This is a genomic window from Chryseobacterium sp. AG363 (assembly GCF_003610675.1).
GTDB lineage: Bacteria > Bacteroidota > Bacteroidia > Flavobacteriales > Weeksellaceae > Chryseobacterium > Chryseobacterium cucumeris.
Genome location: NZ_RAQF01000008.1, coordinates 141,672 through 157,059 on the forward strand (window position 1 = coordinate 141,672; position 15,388 = coordinate 157,059).

The window sequence follows — 15,388 nt, forward strand, 5'->3', positions numbered from 1 at the left end:
TGGAAACAGTGATTTTCAAAATTTACACTTTGATGGTGGTTTTTCATTTTGACGGGGAAGCTACCTTTGCCTTACTATTAACCAATTAATTTTTACTAAGATGAAAAATTTACTTACAGGTGTACTTACACTATTCGCAATGAGTTTCGGATTCGCACAATTCAATATTGATGTGACTACTCAAACAGGAAACTTAAATGTTGCTACAGTAGACCAGACAGGTCTTTTGAACATCAATTCTCTTACACAGACAGGGAATCGTAATACTGCAGATATTGACCAGGTAGGAATTTTAAATGTCAATAATGCAAAAAGTATCGGAAACAGAAACTCTGTAGATGTAGATCAGATGGGTATTGGAAACTCAAATGAAGTGTTACAGATGGGTAACAGAAACTCTGCTTCAACTTGGCAATTAGGAGTACTTAACTCTACAGAACAAACTCAGATCGGAAGAAGAAATGATGCTTCTTCAGTACAGATTGGATTAGGAAACTATGTTTTCCAATATCAGGACGGAAGAAGAAATGATGCTTCTGCTATTCAGGTGGGTATTGGGAATGACGCTTATCAGGTTCAGCTGGGAAGAAGAAATGATGCCAGCGGACTTCAGATAGGAGCTAATAATGTTCTTGTTCAGTATCAGGATGGTGATGACAACAGTGCCACTCATATTCAAGCAGGAAATGGTAATATTGCGGCCTCAGTACAGGTAGGAGATGACAACACTTCTGCAGGAGTACAGATAGGTAATGCTAACCAGCTTTATCAGTTCCAGATAGGAGATTCCAACACAGCTCTTGATCTTCAGATGGGTAATGGTAACTTTACCTGGGTAGCTCAGAGCGGTCTTGGCCATGTTCATGTAGGAACTCAGATGGGTAATGGAAACTCAATGATTGTAAATCAGTCAAATTAAGCCCTATAACAAGATACTGTAAATCTTAGAAATTGTAAAGGAGAAACTGCAGTGTTTCTCCTTTTTTAACCCTTCGGTTTTCTCCGTTTTGTTATCATGTAATTTTAATACTAAGGCTATGTTTAACTTAAAATGGAGTGTTTTGGCTCTTTTCATAATGTTGCCAATACATGCACAGGAAATAGACTGGGATAAGGTCAACAGCAATACAATCTTTAATCTTATAGCCAGACAACAGACAGATCAGAGTTCTTATGGATCCGATATCATCCAGATAGGAGACTATAACAATGCCGAACTTTCCCTAAATACCCGAACGAATATTATAGTAAGACAGCTGGGAGATTTCAATACACTATATTTTATCAATTCATTTACAGATAAAGAAACAAAAGCTGCCATTACTGCACAGGGAAACAATAATATTATTGATGTTACAGGAAGCAACAGTATTTCGGATGGAATTCAGATTAATGTAAAGGGAGATAATAAGACAGTTTTCATGAGAAACTATTAAAACACAAATGATGAAACTTTTATATTCCCTTAGCTTGGGTACATTTTTTACCTTCCTGTCTGTATGGGTTTATGGGCAGGAAGATAAGAAAGTAAACGCAAGGATAGAGAGTAGTGTCCTTGAAAACCAGGTCAGATTGAAAGCAGTCGTAATCAATAACACTGCTGTATATAAAGAACTGAATTACCTTTTGATTTCCATTAAAAAAGGCAATAGTGGAAATCTTTCAAACAACCAGCAGAACGGTAAATTTTCCGTCAATCCCAATGAAGTAAAGGTATTATCGGAAATCAGTGTGAATCTTGAATCAAAAGATGCTCTCAAAGCTTTCCTTTATATCAGGGATGAAGAAACCCAGAAGCTGATTGCCAAAGACAGTGTTGAACTGAACAGCGATCTTTTCAAAAAAAAAACAGCTAAGATAGAAGAAGATGCTGCTTACGAACTCAGAGGACTTACTATTGATGAGACAAAAACCAAAGTAGGAAAAGACTTTTATGATATGTTTTACATGCAGTACAGTCAGCTTCCTGATAAAAGCAGTAGCGTAATAACTATTACAGAACTTCCTCTCCGTGGAACAAGTGGTCAGATTAATATTCAGATGGAAGATAAAATTATTTACAGTTTTATGACCAATCCGGCAGAGGATTATTTAAAAGAACAATTAAGCTATAGCTTAAAATATATCAAAGAATTTAATGCTAAGAAAAATCTTATTAAAAATGAATTCATCTATTAAAAATGTCCGCCATGAAAACATTTATCATTATTTTGACATGTATTGCGGGTATTTTCTACGGAAAAGCTCAGCAGCTCGTCTATAAGCCGGTAAATCCAGCCTTTGGAGGAGATACATTTAATTACCAGTGGCTTTTAAGCTCTGCTAATGCCCAAAACCCATTTGATGAAAAAAATGATTTCAGCAATTTGCTGGATCGGGTGAACTCTCTTGATAGTTTTACTGAGAGTCTTAACAGGCAGATCCTCAGTGAGCTTTCACGAAAACTGTTTGAAGAACAGTTTGGTGATGGAAACATAAAACCCGGAAATTATCTTTTCGGTTCCCTTTATCTACAAATTACCAATACTAATCAGGGACTTTTAATCAATATTTTGGATACCAGCAATGGCGATCAGTCCGAGATCGTAATTCCAAAATAGGTAATCACTAAAAATAAACTTACCATGACAACCTACACTTATACCAGAATCTTTTTCTGCACCTTCCTGCTATGCATTCTGCAGGCCTGTAGTTCAATATTTGGTTTACCTTCGGATCCCGAAAAACCAACAATGGGAGAGGTTACATCTTCCACCGCAGAATTAAAAAATCTTCCGCTTCCCAAAGAGAAAATTGTAATAGGAGTCTACAAATTCAGAGACCAGACCGGCCAGTATAAACCTTCCGAAAATGGAAACAACTGGAGTACGGCAGTCCCTCAGGGAACTACAACCATTCTTATCAAAGCATTAGAAGACAGCCGATGGTTTGTCCCTATTGAAAGGGAAAACATCGCTAATCTTCTCAATGAAAGACAGATCATCCGTTCCACCAGACAGGAATATATCAAGGATGCAGACAAAAACAATCAATCACTTCCACCTCTTTTATACGCCGGAATTCTTCTTGAAGGCGGCGTTATCTCATACGACAGCAATATTCTGACCGGAGGACTTGGAGCAAGGTATTTCGGAATCGGAGCTTCCACACAGTACCGCCAGGACAGAATTACCATCTATCTCCGCGCTGTCTCTACACTTAACGGAGAAATTCTTAAAACGGTTTATACTTCTAAAACCATTCTTTCAACCAGTGTTAACGGAAGTTTTTTCAGATATATTGATACTGAAAGATTACTGGAAGCTGAGGTAGGTCTGACTCAAAACGAACCTGTTCAGCTCGCTGTTACAGAAGCAATAGAAAAAGCAGTAAAAGCCCTGATTGTTGAAGGAATCAGAGATAAAATATGGGGGAAGGCAATAGATGAGAATGGAGGATATCAAAGCTTAATTAATGAATATAACAGAGAGCAGGAGCAAAATAATGACAGAGTTGTTGGAGGCAGATATCCGCAGGATTACAGACAGAAAGTATCCATATTTGCCAACGTTGAAGGACAGAAAGTTAAAGATGACTATGTAGGTCCTAAAATGAATGTTGGTGGAAAAATTGGGCTTAAATATTTCCTTACTCCTTATCTGAATATGGAACTGAACGCAAGCTACTTTACGCTTGAAAATTCAAATATTGTGAAAAGAAACTACTATGGTCCTGAAGTGAATCTGGAATACATCCTTTTTCCGAAATACAGATTCAGTCCATTTGTGTATGGTGGAGCAGGAGCGTTGTATTCAAAATATAAACCTCAATATAAAGCACAGTTTGGTGGCGGGCTGGAATATATGATCAGCAAGAATTTTTCGCTGAGAGCCTCAGCCCAATATGATCTTGGCTTCAAAGACGACTGGGAAGACCTTGTTAATGGGAAAAGAAAAGATCAGGCTTTGCGCTTTGGAATAGGAATCAACTTTTACTTCGGAAACAAATAAAAACACGAACTATGAAAACTATAATTAAAATATTCAGCATATTCATCTTTGCTTTTTGTCTGTTTTCATGCAATGAAGACCTTGTAGAACAGGCGCAAACAGGAATGTTAAAAGGAAAAGTCGTGAAAAGGGGTAGCAATGTGCCGCTTTCTAATGTGAAGATATTTACAAATCCTACGACACAAACGGTTTTCAGTGGTACAGACGGTTCATTTGAAATCGCTGCCATGCCGATAGGGAATTATTCTGTAAAAGCAGAACTTTCAGGATATATCACAAGCTTTCAGTCAGTCAATATACAAAATCAAAATCAGGTGGTAACGGTAGTTTTTGAGATGGATGATGATACTTCATTGAATTCTCCTCCCGCTACACCACAGTTGCTAAGTCCGATAGATAACGCAGTAAATCAACCTTTGAGCGTCGAATTAACCTGGAGCGCAACAGATCCCGATACAGCAGATGTATTAAGATACAGTCTGACCATTAAAAATAATCTTGACACTAATGTGATTCAGGTTAATGATTTGACAGCAAACCACTATACGCTTTCAAATCTGAAGTTTGGTGTAAGTTACTTCTGGCAGGTGTCTGTTTCGGACGGCATTCACCAGCCAGTTTTAAGCTCTATCAGTAAATTTACTACCAATACAGTTCCGGCCAACAGGTATCATTACGTTCAGAAACAAAATGGAAACTTTGTGATTATTTCCAGTGATGATCAGGGAAATAACTTCCAGTTTACCAGTTCTTCCTACAACAGTTGGCGACCGCGTAAAAACAATAATGCAGGTCTCATTGCATTCCTTCGTACGGAAGGAGGAAGTACCCATCTTTATACTGCCAATCCGGATGGCTCCAATCCTTTTAAAGTAACAACGGTTGCTGTTGCAGGCTTTAATAACTATGAAATGGACTTTGCATGGAGTACCAACGGTAAGGAGCTTATTTACTCCAATTTTAATAAGTTGTACAGAATTAATAAAGATGGAAGTGGCTTGAGCTTAGTCTATACAACTCCGGATGGAAGCCTGATCTCCGAATGTGACTGGAGCTATGATGGTAGTAAAATAGCATTGAAAACCAATGATTATAACGGATACAATACTAAAATTCATGTAATAGATATAAATGGTGCTGTTCTTAAAACGGTATTGTCAGGTACTGCAGGTGCCAGCGGAGGCTTAAACTTCTCTGTAGACGGACAGCTTCTTCTCTTTACCCGTGATATGTCCGGATATTTGGATGGAAGTGGAAATTACCGTCAGCTGGATTCACATATCTTTATCTATAACCTTGTTACAGATGCTGTGAGTGATATTTCTGCAGAAAGCGAAAAAGTACTGGGAACGAATGACCTCGATCCTAGGTTCTCACCAAATAATGCTCAGATTATATTCATGAATACCTCCAACGACAATATTTCTCAAAGGAATATAATGGTCATTGACCTTAGTAGTACGCTGACCGATATGACAAGGGCAATACTGTTCAGTAATGGAGAAATGCCGGATTATGAGTAAAATATAACGTGTAAAGTTCAATGTTTAATGTTTAAAGTCCAAGGTTTTAGTTTTAAAGTGAGGTATGAGATCATATCTGTACCATTAGAGATCAATTTTTTAGAATTAATTAAATATGTTTTTCATGTTTTGTCTCTAGTTTCTCTGCCTCACTTTTTATCTTCAAAACTTTGAATAATTAATAAAAGACTTTCCCTGAAGTATTATAGAAATTAATATCAGGTGTTAAAGAAAAAATTCCAGACTTTGCATAAGCCTGGAATTTTTGAGTGATTCATGGAAGTCTTTCAGTCGATGATATGATTCTCGATCGCATATTTTACAATTCCGACTGAGTTTTTCGCATTGAGTTTCAAAAGAATTCTTTTTCTGTGTGTTTCTACCGTATTGATACTGATAAATAATTTTTCTGATATATCTTTACTGCTGCATCCGTCACAGATCAGTTTGAGAATTTCCATTTCGCGGCGGGTGAGAGGTTCTTTGATGTGAGGGTTGGGTTTTCCCTGTTCATTACTAATAAAATTGATCATTCTTTCCTTTGCCTGATCACAGATATAGATCTCATTAAGAAGTAAAACATTGATGGATTTAAGAAATTCGTCATAGGAACAATTTTTATCCAGATAAGCCTTAATACCTTTATTGAAGAGTTTTCGGATGTCAATCACATCATATGAACTTCCAATGATAGTAATCTTGGTATTTTTATGCTTTGCAATAATAGTCTCCACAAGCTTGCATATTTCTGAAAGCATAAGCATGTTGGAACTCATCACAAGCATTTCCGGAGGTTCTTCTTTTAAATGTTTTGAGAGGTTTTCTAGAGAATTGCAAATATCAATTGTACTAAAAATTTTGCTTTGAGTAAGTAGTCTTGATAATCCTTCTGTATAGAGCATCGGTTCATCAAAAATAGTCAATTTTGGTTTCATCATGGTTTATTTTGTTTATATAAAAATAGGAAAAAAACTTCATATTTTAAACAAAATTGACAAATAATTTCAAATTATTATGTTTTTATTGATGGTAAAATATTATTTTTATTGATTTTTCGCTAAATAATTCTCTTTTTGTGGAATTTTTTGGAGTTATTATTGTTGAAATCTATTATTCATCGTTGTTTTTAAACGTTATTTTGAAATGTGGTACTATTTAACTAACGTGGTAGGGATATGCTTTACCGGAAAGTTAACGGAGTTGGCAATGAAGCAGAATTCGCTGGCCTTATGATGAAGTTGTTCTGCTTTTTTAATCATAGATTCTTCAGCAACTGTTACTGTTGGGTGTAGAGTTACTTCTGTAAAATGACCGCTTCCACTGGCTGTTTCTACCATGGTACCTGTCGCTTCATCAGTATAATTTGTAACGATAATGCCGGTTTCAGAACAAAAATGAAGATACCATAGCATATGACAGGAGGAAAGTGAAGATAACAGCATGTCTTCCGGATTATGTTTTGTTCTGTCACCACGGAATGCAGGATCTGATGAACCTTCAATCACAACTTTGTTTTCTGCTGAAATGGTGTGATTTCTTTCGTAGTCTCTATAGCCGCTGGTTCCTGTTCCCTTATTTCCTGTCCATTGGACGATAATTTTGTAATGGTGGTTTTTCATAGATAAAAGATAAAAGATAAAAGATAAAAGATAAAAGATAAAAGATAAAAGATAAAAGATAAAAGATAAAAGATAAAAGATAAAAGATAAAAGATAAAAGATATTGTTGTTAAACAACTATTATACATCTGGATATCAATATCAATAGGGTGGGCTTTAGCCCGCCTAGTGTAATAATCTAATCGTCCATTGTCTTGAGGCAAAACTTAAATTATTAATTGCAATACATTATAAAAACGAAAAAACCTCCAGTACAACTGAAGGTTTTAAATTTTTTAATTAGAGAATTCTATCAATTCTTCTTTTTTGGCATTGTAGATTTTGTATTCTAAATATTTAAAAGAATCCCTTGGAACAATGGTTACCCACTTTTTGTATTTGATAAACCATTTCATCTGGATACTTTTAATGCCTTTTGTAAGGTAGGCTTCCACAAATGGGTGTACGTGCAGGTAGATTTTTCCTTTTTCTTTCTGCAGGATATTTCTTAAGGTTTCACCCATTCTTTCCACGATAACAATAGGAGCTACAATTTCTCCGTCTTTGTTCGGGTTTTCTTCTTTGGTGTCGATCTGTTTTTCCGGACGGTTTCTTTGTCTGGTAATCTGGATCAGACCAAATTTACTTGGAGGAAGGATTTTGTGGCGTGCTTTGTCGCGCTTCATTTCCTCTTTCAGATGCTCGTAAAGATCTCTTCTGTGATCAGAATTCGGCATATCTATGAAATCGATAACGATGATACCTCCCATATCGCGGAGGCGAAGTTGTCTTGCGATTTCTGTAGCAGCCATTTTGTTCACTTTCAGTGCATGCTCTTTGTTGACAGCAGTTCCGGTAGTAATATTGTTTCCGGAGTTGACGTCTACTACGTGAAGTGCTTCTGTGTGTTCAATAACAAGATAAGCTCCTTTGGAACTCGGAATGTTGACGTGTTTTCCGAAGCTCTGTTTAAGCTGTTTTTCAACATTGTAATATTCCAGAAGTGGAATATGAGAATCATAAAACTGGACAATGTTTTTCTTTTCAGGGGCAATTACTTCAATGTAATTTTTCATTTCGTTGACCATTTGCTCATCGTCGCAGATGATATTCACGAAATCCTGATTAAAATTGTCTCTTAGAATAGCTGAAGCTTTGTCTTCTTCGCTTAAAACTTTAGACGGAACTTTATTTCTCTGGATGTTTTTGAAAGTGCTTTCCCACTTCTGAACCAGCTGGTTCATGTCATTATGCAGGTCTGCTACTTTTTTTCCTTCTGCTACCGTTCTGATGATTACTCCGAATCCTTCAGGTTTAATGCTGTCGATAAGGGTTCTCAGTCTTTCTTTTTCCTCAGAACTTCTGATCTTTTTGGAAATAGAAACTTTATTGTCAAAAGGAATTAAAACCAGGAAACGCCCTGTTAATGAAATCTGGGTAGAAATTCTTGGACCTTTGGTAGAAATAGGTTCTTTGGTAATTTGTAACAGAACAAGATCGTCCTTGGCAATTACTTTGTCTACCGTTCCGTTTTTGTCTATTTCGGGTTGTATCTCGAAATTTTTTAAGCTCGAAGTGCTTTGTTTTTTAGAAATAGTATCTTTTAAAAACTTTCTGTACGTAAGATACTGAGGTCCCAGATCCTGATAATGCAGAAATGCATCTTTGTCATATCCGATATTGACGAATGCTGCATTCAGATTGGGTGCCAGTTTTTTTACTTTTCCTATAAACAGATCTCCAACTATAAAATCGCTTTTGTCTTCTTGCTCATGAAGTTCACATAGTCTTCCGTCTTCCAGCAGCGCAATCTTTGTAAGATCATCTTCATGCGAAACTATTAGTTCTTTCTTCATTTTTTAATAAGATAAAATTGTTAAGATTATAGGAAGTGGATGTTTTTTATCGATTAATTCATCTATTAAATATAAGGATTTTGAATGAAAATCATTATATGTTTATTAAAATAATATTTGAAACCCTCCGTTTTCCGCGGAATCTTATAGTTGCAAACAAAAATATAGTTAGTGAACTTTAAAAATTTAAATCCACCAACTATATTATTATATTGTAAATCTCGAGAAAAAGAGATTATTTTTTCTTATGTCTGTTTGCTCTTCTTCTTTTCTTTCTTTTGTGAGTCGCAACCTTGTGTCTTTTTCTTTTCTTTCCGCTTGGCATAATTTTAATTTTTTAGTAACTAGTTAATATTCAGTTAATGTTCTTATTTTACTGCAACTTTAGTTTTTACTTTCTCAACAAAAGATTTTGAAGGTTTGAAAGCAGGAATGTTATGAGCAGGAATCTCAATTGCAGTGTTTTTAGAAATATTTCTTCCTGTTTTAGCAGCTCTTGTTTTAATGATAAAAGATCCAAAACCTCTTAGATAAACGTTATCCCCATTATACATAGAAGTTCTGATCTCCTGCATAAAAGCTTCTACAACTTTCTGTGTTTCATTCTTTTCTGTTCCCAACTTATTTGAGATGGTGTTTACCAATTCTGCCTTTGTCATTTCCTTATTTTAATTTTAAATTTTAGGTGTGCAAATTTAGTTAAAAAAATTGAATACTAGCAAATTAGTGGCAAAATATTTTTATTCAAAGAGTTGGACTTTTTATGTATACACTATATTAAGGTGCGGTGAAGATTATTTAACAATAAAATAATACAGCCGGATAAAGGTACAGAAATTTGGTGAACAAAATTTAATAAATGCTGGTTATAGCAGGCTTTACAGTACTTTTTAATATTGATTATAATATTTTGAAATCCTCTTCTCTGTCCTCATACATCACGAGGAATTGATTTTTTTAGTGAAATCAAAATTTTTTATAAACTGGAATTATAATATCCGTTTTCTACACAGAAACGTATCAGATGAAGTTTGGTCTTTAACCCCAGCTTTTCTGTTAGCCTGTTGATATAAGTGTCTATAGTCCTGGTACTCAGATTAAGTTTTTCTGCAATTTCTTTATTACTGAATCCTTCATAACAGAATCTCATAAGTTGTATTTCCGCCGGTGACAGCTCTTCCTGTCCTTTTTTCTGCCTGTCCATGTATTCCTGTACAGCAAGAGGTTGCTGTTCCCATTCTTTGGAATAAGCCTGATAGTCGAAGTCGTCAGACGCAATACTTCCTTTAATAATATCCTTTATAATGGTGCTTTTTTTCTGACAGTAATAGATGTTGGGAATCTTCGAAAGGATTTCCGCCATATCTTCCTGATAAGTGCCGGAATACGTAATAATAGGGGTTTCAGTATTGTTTTTTCTGATATACTTAATAGCTTCAATTCCACTTAATACCGGCATGAAGAGTTCAATAATGAACACATCTTCCTGTCTTCTGTAGATTCTGTTTACCAGTTCATGCCCATTGTTACAATCATTCAGAAGCATATAGAAAGGATTTTCCATAAGAGTTTTGATCATTATTTTTTTAAAATAAAAATCACTGTCTGCAATGGAAAAACGTACGGTATTAGATAATATTTTACTCATTCTTAATATCGATTTGGCGAATGATATTTAAAATTCAGAGGTCTAATTTATGAAAAACTTATCAAAGTGAAAATTAATATTAATTTAATCAGGGTTTTCACGAAACAGGGTTGGGGAAATTACGTATTGTGCATAAAATTTTTTTTTTATATTTTCACAGGCCAAACAAATCGCAAATTATGTCTTCTAACAGGGAAAAAAAATTAAACAAATCTGACGTCAGAACGGGCATTTGGAAGTTTATTCTGTCATTTGTTGTTTTGTCGGTTGTATCTTTTACGTGCTTATTTCTCTTCTTTAAGAGTTATGATATACAGCGCGAAGGGATTAGCCGTGAAGCTGAAGCTTATAAAGAACTGATGCTTCGAAGTGACGTGCTTAAGGATCACATTGATGATATTTACGACAAAATGAACCAGCTTAGCATTAATAAGGTGGAGAATGAAGTGTTTCTCAGAACCAGTATTATGGATAATGTGAGAGATGCTAAAAACATTATGGGTAAAGACAGTGTGCAGAGCTTTAAACATTATGCTTTATTGATGAAGCAAATTGTACCGATGATGACTTTAAAAGCCAAGATCATTGAAGTGGAGTATCAGAAGAAAACAGTTTTAAGAGATCTTGATGAATGCATGGGGAAGATCAAAGTAACCAATAATGAACTGAGAAAAGACCCTACAAGAAATTTCACAGGAAGTAAAAGAAGAAGATAAAAAGAAAAGATATGCAAGGACAAATCACATTATCTAAGAAAGAAAGGCATTATCAGTTTTTTTATTTAATACTGATGCTGGTAACTGCAATGTTATTTTTGGGAGTGATCTTTTTAAAAGGATTTGTATCTCCTTTTTCTGATGAAGATGTAAGAGGAATTCAGAATCTTGAGCAGAAAGCCGAATTCGAACAACACCAGAAAGTTGTTCTTCCTATCATGGACAGTACGTATACCATGATTACCAAACTTACGGACGACGGGCCACAGCCTTTCATCGAAAACAATATCCAGCTGGGTGTTAACGACCTTAACAGCTATTTCAATAGTACTGACGTTGTGGATATCCGCAAAGATGCTTATCCACAGATCGCAAAATTTTATAAAATGTATTTTGATGACAAAAAAGTCATTTCAACCACCTCTGAAGACATTAAAATTTTCCAGAAACAGGTAGATGAATGCAGAATCGGATTTAAAGATAAGCAGAATAAGCTCTATCAGCGCGAGCAAGATCTGAAAGCAAGAATGCAGTAAGCAATAAATACTAGGAACTTTAAATAAAACACATCACAATTACTAACTATGAATTATTTTCAAAAGAACAAGAAAAACATTATTATCGGTGTTATTGCAACTTTGCTGATCGCAGCATTGGTTGCTCTGTGGCTGCAGAAAAAGGTAATACACTCAGCCGATGATATTGTTGGGGTGGTTTATCCGTCTTCATTGGCGGTAGGAGACACACTTTTATTCGAAGATAAAACCCAGTTTGCGAAAACCAAAAGATGGAATTTCGGAGATGGAACAACTTCAGATAAAAACAGTGGTATTCACTTCTATAATAAACCAGGGTACTATCAGGTAAGCTTGATCGTTGACAACAAGTACACGAAATCTTTCCCTGTAATGGTAGGCGCAAGAAGCGTTCAGAAACCTAAAGATACTGCAACGACAAAAACGACTATTGAAGCCGTGAGTCAGGCGATGCAAAATGAAAATGTGACTTTCCGCGCTGTTTCTGATGCAAAACAGTTTGCATGGAAATTCGGTGAGTCTGGAAATACAGATGCGAAGGATAAATTTACCATCTATTCCTATAAAAAACCTGGAGAGTATCTGGTGACTCTTTACACAGAACAAAGCCAGGACCCTATCTATCACCGTATCAAAATTCTTCCGGCTTATGATGCTCTTGCAGAAGATGAAGTTTCAGTGGAAGACTCTTATGCCAAAGTAGACAATGATTTTAAATATCACCTGCAGCAGATTGCCAACGGAAACAGTTTCAATATGCACTACAATTACCTGCTGAAAACTTATCTGTGTAACAATGAAAATACAGTGGTAAAAGTAAATGACAGCAAAGTGAATAACTTCTACATGTATTGTGCAGGCCTTCAGTTTGACAAAAATACGGTAATCCAGACGGTAAAAGTAAACCTGGATGATACGCAGAACTGTGTAACTAAAGTAGATATTAATCAAAGCAAATAATTTCGTCCGGTCTTACGGATGTGCCAATCATAAAAAGATTAAATAGGATGAAAAATAAATTTCCTCTAGCAGCATATTATATAGGGTTATCAGTATTATTGACGAGTTGCCAGGTAAAACTGCCGTCAAAGAAAACCCCGGAGCCTTCACAATATGGGCAGGTGGATGCTTCACCTGTCGTTAACGGATATCCAAAAAAGTCAGTGCCATGGATTGTTATTTCAGACAGATCCAGAAATACAGCTTATTTGGATAAAGATGATGAGAAGTCTTACAAAGAAGTGAAATTCCTTGAACCTTTAATGGTTTTAAAACATAGAGACGGAATGGTAAAAGTAGCAGAATATGTTCCGGATGCTTTAATGAAAAAGGTTTCCCCAAAATCAGTCAAAACATACGGCTGGATTCAGGAATCTGACCTCCTTCTTTGGAATAATGCCTTAAAAAGCGAAAAAACAGGTTATCCTGTAAGAGTCGCAGTAGTCCCTAATAACAGCGAAGTCATCAGAAATGCTGAAAGATACTACAAAAACGACTCTATTATGGTGTTCAACTCACCAAGTCTTATTGAAACAGCCAACGTGAAAATTCCTAACGGACAAATTGTTTACGTATACAAGATGGCTGAAAATAACAAACGTTTCCTGGTAGGTAAAAAACCATCTGTTGATATGGACAGTATCAACAAAGGACTTTACGGATGGGTAAGCTCAAATGTAATTTCCAGCTGGGGAGAACGTTCTGCAATCAAACTAAAAAATACAACAGGAATTAATGATACAACACTGGGAATTCATGAAGGGCATCCAGGTGGATCAGCTTCTGATGCTGACAACAAAACCGCAGTTCTTCTTACTGATGTAAACAGGAGAACTCCTCTTGAAAATATCTTCCCGGTAAATCTCCCTTTAGAAGAAACACCAACTCCTGATTCAAAGACAAAATATTTCACCAATATTTTAGATTACAGCAAAAACTTTGTATCCAATGTATTGGGAGAACCCATCTATTTTGACCGTTACAGAGAAATCACGGAAAGAGATAAAAATATCAATATTGTTTTCGCGCTAGATGTAAGTGCAGCCAATGCACCTTATGCACCTATTGTAAAATCATTATTACAGGATCTGCAGCTTAGATTTGAAAAACCATCTTATTTTAGTAATGTTAAATATGGAGTGGTTTTATATAAAAATAATCCTTGTGGGGAGAATATTTCTGTATCCAATTTAAGTACAGATTACAGCAAGATTTCTTCGTTTATCGATCAGAAAACAAATGAAATGAACTGCGCAAGCAACAATGGTTATCAGCCGGTAGGAGAAGCTCTTACTGCAGCTGGAAATCTTCTTTCAAATGTTCCTGATGAAACCAATATTGTAGTGACTGTAGGTACTTCTGCTAACCAGAGCGGAAATATGTACAGTGTAATCAGCTCATTGACGCAGGCTCAGGCAAGGTTAATCATGTTCCAGACCAGTGCAAGATCATCTGATACTTATAATGATTTTGTATTGATGGCAGAAAATGTGGTAACCAATACAGCTAAAAATATTGCTGAACTTAAAAAGCAGAAGATCATCAACCAATATGATGTACTTACCAAAAACAATTTCAACCTTGTGGAAGGTGATGAAGGATTTTTCTCTTTAGCTTATCCTAAGCAGAGTATGTCTCAGGGATTCGTTATTTTCCCTAAAAAAGGAGATATTACCACTCCGGGATTCCTGAAAAAATCTGTTGACAGCCTTATTGCGCAGGTTACTTTAGACAATCAGACTGTTGATAAATCTCTGAATGAATATTTTCATTCATCGGTAGGCGCAGGAAGAACAGATGTAGATCTGAAATATAAATATCTGTATCCAGGGCTTACCAATCCTGTTTCTGCCGGAATTGCTGCACAGCTGATCAACTACGGAAGTCCATTCCTTGTGAAAGGATATATTCCAAAAGATCTGAAAGATTATACTCCAGCAATAGAAAAGGGAATCCTTATTTCTGAATCCGAATATGATAACTTAAAAGCATTCTACACTGAAGTTTACAGAAACACTCAGGCGGACCGTGCAGACTTTAATCAGGCAAGAGCGGTGAAAGAATATGTAAAGCTGTTGAAGAAATATAATCCTACAATAAAATTCTTAGATAAAGGAGCACTTTATGAGCTGCCAATGTCTTACGCTATCGGAATGAGTACAGGATTTGATCTTTCTGAAGAAGAACTGATGGCTAAATATAAGCTGAAAGGTTGGAAAAAATCAAAAGTTGTTCCTAGTGAAACGGTAAAGAATTATTTCCAGCATTATAAAAACTTAGCGGACAGAATGCTTGCCAACAGAAACAATCCGGCTGTAAAAATTCAGCAGAACGGACAGACTTTCTACTGGCTTAATGAGTACTTTACTCCATCAAGAATTCCAACAGAACAACCGGAATACACAAAACATTAAAAAATTCATTTTATGATATTAAAAGCAGGAGTATATACTTCTGCTTTTTTTGTCGCATAAAGACAGATTGACCAAAAAATTGATTTACATAAACCTGAAACCTCGGACT

15 protein-coding genes are annotated in these 15,388 nt (G+C 35.7%); 10 read left to right on the plus strand and 5 right to left on the minus strand.

Annotation, left to right across the window (positions count from 1 at the left end; genetic code table 11):
* Positions 1–100: 100 nt before the first annotated feature.
* The 6 genes from DEU39_RS23395 (at position 101) to DEU39_RS23420 (ending at position 5,512) form a co-directional block, all read left to right on the plus strand.
* On the plus strand, positions 101–919 hold the full coding sequence (locus DEU39_RS23395; protein WP_062675349.1) for an RIP homotypic interaction motif-containing protein: 819 nt from the start codon (positions 101–103) through the stop codon (positions 917–919).
* Positions 920–1,037: 118 nt separating this feature from the next.
* Positions 1,038–1,436 (plus strand): hypothetical protein, encoded by a 399-nt coding sequence (locus DEU39_RS23400; protein WP_062675348.1) that lies wholly within the window; start codon positions 1,038–1,040, stop codon positions 1,434–1,436.
* A gap of 7 nt (positions 1,437–1,443) precedes the next feature.
* Complete coding sequence (locus DEU39_RS23405) at positions 1,444–2,178, plus strand: curli production assembly/transport protein CsgE (protein WP_228432378.1); 735 nt, start codon at positions 1,444–1,446, stop codon at positions 2,176–2,178.
* A gap of 11 nt (positions 2,179–2,189) precedes the next feature.
* A complete protein-coding gene (locus DEU39_RS23410; protein ID WP_062675648.1) occupies positions 2,190–2,600 on the plus strand; it encodes a curli production assembly/transport component CsgF in 411 nt (136 codons plus the stop codon).
* Between the two features lie 24 nt (positions 2,601–2,624).
* Positions 2,625–3,989, plus strand: a complete 1,365-nt coding sequence (locus DEU39_RS23415; protein WP_120233555.1) for a CsgG/HfaB family protein — start codon at positions 2,625–2,627, stop codon at positions 3,987–3,989.
* Positions 3,990–4,000: 11 nt separating this feature from the next.
* Positions 4,001–5,512, plus strand: coding sequence for a carboxypeptidase-like regulatory domain-containing protein (locus tag DEU39_RS23420; protein WP_120233556.1), 1,512 nt, complete (start codon positions 4,001–4,003; stop codon positions 5,510–5,512).
* Positions 5,513–5,799: 287 nt separating this feature from the next.
* Here the strand turns inward: DEU39_RS23420 and DEU39_RS23425 are convergent, their stop codons facing one another.
* The 5 genes from DEU39_RS23425 to DEU39_RS23445 all read right to left on the minus strand — a co-directional run bounded on the left by DEU39_RS23425 (position 5,800) and on the right by DEU39_RS23445 (position 10,614).
* Positions 5,800–6,450 carry a response regulator transcription factor gene (locus DEU39_RS23425; protein ID WP_228436889.1) on the minus strand — a complete coding sequence of 217 codons (651 nt, stop codon included), beginning with the start codon at positions 6,448–6,450 and terminating at the stop codon, positions 5,800–5,802.
* Positions 6,451–6,663: 213 nt separating this feature from the next.
* Positions 6,664–7,131 carry an OsmC family protein gene (locus DEU39_RS23430; RefSeq protein WP_120233557.1) on the minus strand — a complete coding sequence of 156 codons (468 nt, stop codon included), beginning with the start codon at positions 7,129–7,131 and terminating at the stop codon, positions 6,664–6,666.
* 275 nt (positions 7,132–7,406) lie between these two features.
* Positions 7,407–8,966 carry a ribonuclease E/G gene (locus DEU39_RS23435; RefSeq protein WP_062675344.1) on the minus strand — a complete coding sequence of 520 codons (1,560 nt, stop codon included), beginning with the start codon at positions 8,964–8,966 and terminating at the stop codon, positions 7,407–7,409.
* 368 nt (positions 8,967–9,334) lie between these two features.
* Positions 9,335–9,625, minus strand: a complete 291-nt coding sequence (locus tag DEU39_RS23440; protein WP_002984212.1) for an HU family DNA-binding protein — start codon at positions 9,623–9,625, stop codon at positions 9,335–9,337.
* Positions 9,626–9,942: 317 nt separating this feature from the next.
* Positions 9,943–10,614: a response regulator transcription factor gene (locus tag DEU39_RS23445; protein WP_120233558.1), complete on the minus strand. Its 672-nt coding sequence runs from the start codon at positions 10,612–10,614 to the stop codon at positions 9,943–9,945.
* Between the two features lie 179 nt (positions 10,615–10,793).
* On the opposite strand from DEU39_RS23445, the gene tssO reads away from it, so the two are divergent.
* The 4 genes from tssO to tssR are packed head-to-tail and all read left to right on the plus strand — an operon-like array spanning position 10,794 to position 15,279.
* On the plus strand, positions 10,794–11,330 hold the full coding sequence (gene tssO, locus DEU39_RS23450; protein WP_062675342.1) for a type VI secretion system TssO: 537 nt from the start codon (positions 10,794–10,796) through the stop codon (positions 11,328–11,330).
* Positions 11,331–11,341: 11 nt separating this feature from the next.
* Positions 11,342–11,866: a type VI secretion system transmembrane protein TssO gene (locus tag DEU39_RS23455; RefSeq protein WP_034697149.1), complete on the plus strand. Its 525-nt coding sequence runs from the start codon at positions 11,342–11,344 to the stop codon at positions 11,864–11,866.
* A gap of 48 nt (positions 11,867–11,914) precedes the next feature.
* Positions 11,915–12,826 carry a PKD domain-containing protein gene (locus DEU39_RS23460; protein ID WP_062675341.1) on the plus strand — a complete coding sequence of 304 codons (912 nt, stop codon included), beginning with the start codon at positions 11,915–11,917 and terminating at the stop codon, positions 12,824–12,826.
* Positions 12,827–12,873: 47 nt separating this feature from the next.
* On the plus strand, positions 12,874–15,279 hold the full coding sequence (gene tssR, locus DEU39_RS23465; protein WP_120233559.1) for a type VI secretion system protein TssR domain-containing protein: 2,406 nt from the start codon (positions 12,874–12,876) through the stop codon (positions 15,277–15,279).
* Positions 15,280–15,388 lie beyond the last annotated feature (109 nt).

What these genes read in the sequence shown, in the direction of transcription:
- DEU39_RS23395 (WP_062675349.1), top strand. Translation starts at nt 101, where the DNA reads ATGAAAAATTTACTTACAGGTGTACTTACACTATTCGCAATGAGTTTC.
- DEU39_RS23400 (WP_062675348.1), top strand. Translation starts at nt 1,038, where the DNA reads ATGTTTAACTTAAAATGGAGTGTTTTGGCTCTTTTCATAATGTTGCCA.
- DEU39_RS23405 (WP_228432378.1), top strand. Translation starts at nt 1,444, where the DNA reads ATGATGAAACTTTTATATTCCCTTAGCTTGGGTACATTTTTTACCTTC.
- DEU39_RS23410 (WP_062675648.1), top strand. Translation starts at nt 2,190, where the DNA reads ATGAAAACATTTATCATTATTTTGACATGTATTGCGGGTATTTTCTAC.
- DEU39_RS23415 (WP_120233555.1), top strand. Translation starts at nt 2,625, where the DNA reads ATGACAACCTACACTTATACCAGAATCTTTTTCTGCACCTTCCTGCTA.
- DEU39_RS23420 (WP_120233556.1), top strand. Translation starts at nt 4,001, where the DNA reads ATGAAAACTATAATTAAAATATTCAGCATATTCATCTTTGCTTTTTGT.
- DEU39_RS23425 (WP_228436889.1), bottom strand. Translation starts at nt 6,450, where the DNA reads ATGATGAAACCAAAATTGACTATTTTTGATGAACCGATGCTCTATACA.
- DEU39_RS23430 (WP_120233557.1), bottom strand. Translation starts at nt 7,131, where the DNA reads ATGAAAAACCACCATTACAAAATTATCGTCCAATGGACAGGAAATAAG.
- DEU39_RS23435 (WP_062675344.1), bottom strand. Translation starts at nt 8,966, where the DNA reads ATGAAGAAAGAACTAATAGTTTCGCATGAAGATGATCTTACAAAGATT.
- DEU39_RS23440 (WP_002984212.1), bottom strand. Translation starts at nt 9,625, where the DNA reads ATGACAAAGGCAGAATTGGTAAACACCATCTCAAATAAGTTGGGAACA.
- DEU39_RS23445 (WP_120233558.1), bottom strand. Translation starts at nt 10,614, where the DNA reads ATGAGTAAAATATTATCTAATACCGTACGTTTTTCCATTGCAGACAGT.
- tssO (WP_062675342.1), top strand. Translation starts at nt 10,794, where the DNA reads ATGTCTTCTAACAGGGAAAAAAAATTAAACAAATCTGACGTCAGAACG.
- DEU39_RS23455 (WP_034697149.1), top strand. Translation starts at nt 11,342, where the DNA reads ATGCAAGGACAAATCACATTATCTAAGAAAGAAAGGCATTATCAGTTT.
- DEU39_RS23460 (WP_062675341.1), top strand. Translation starts at nt 11,915, where the DNA reads ATGAATTATTTTCAAAAGAACAAGAAAAACATTATTATCGGTGTTATT.
- tssR (WP_120233559.1), top strand. Translation starts at nt 12,874, where the DNA reads ATGAAAAATAAATTTCCTCTAGCAGCATATTATATAGGGTTATCAGTA.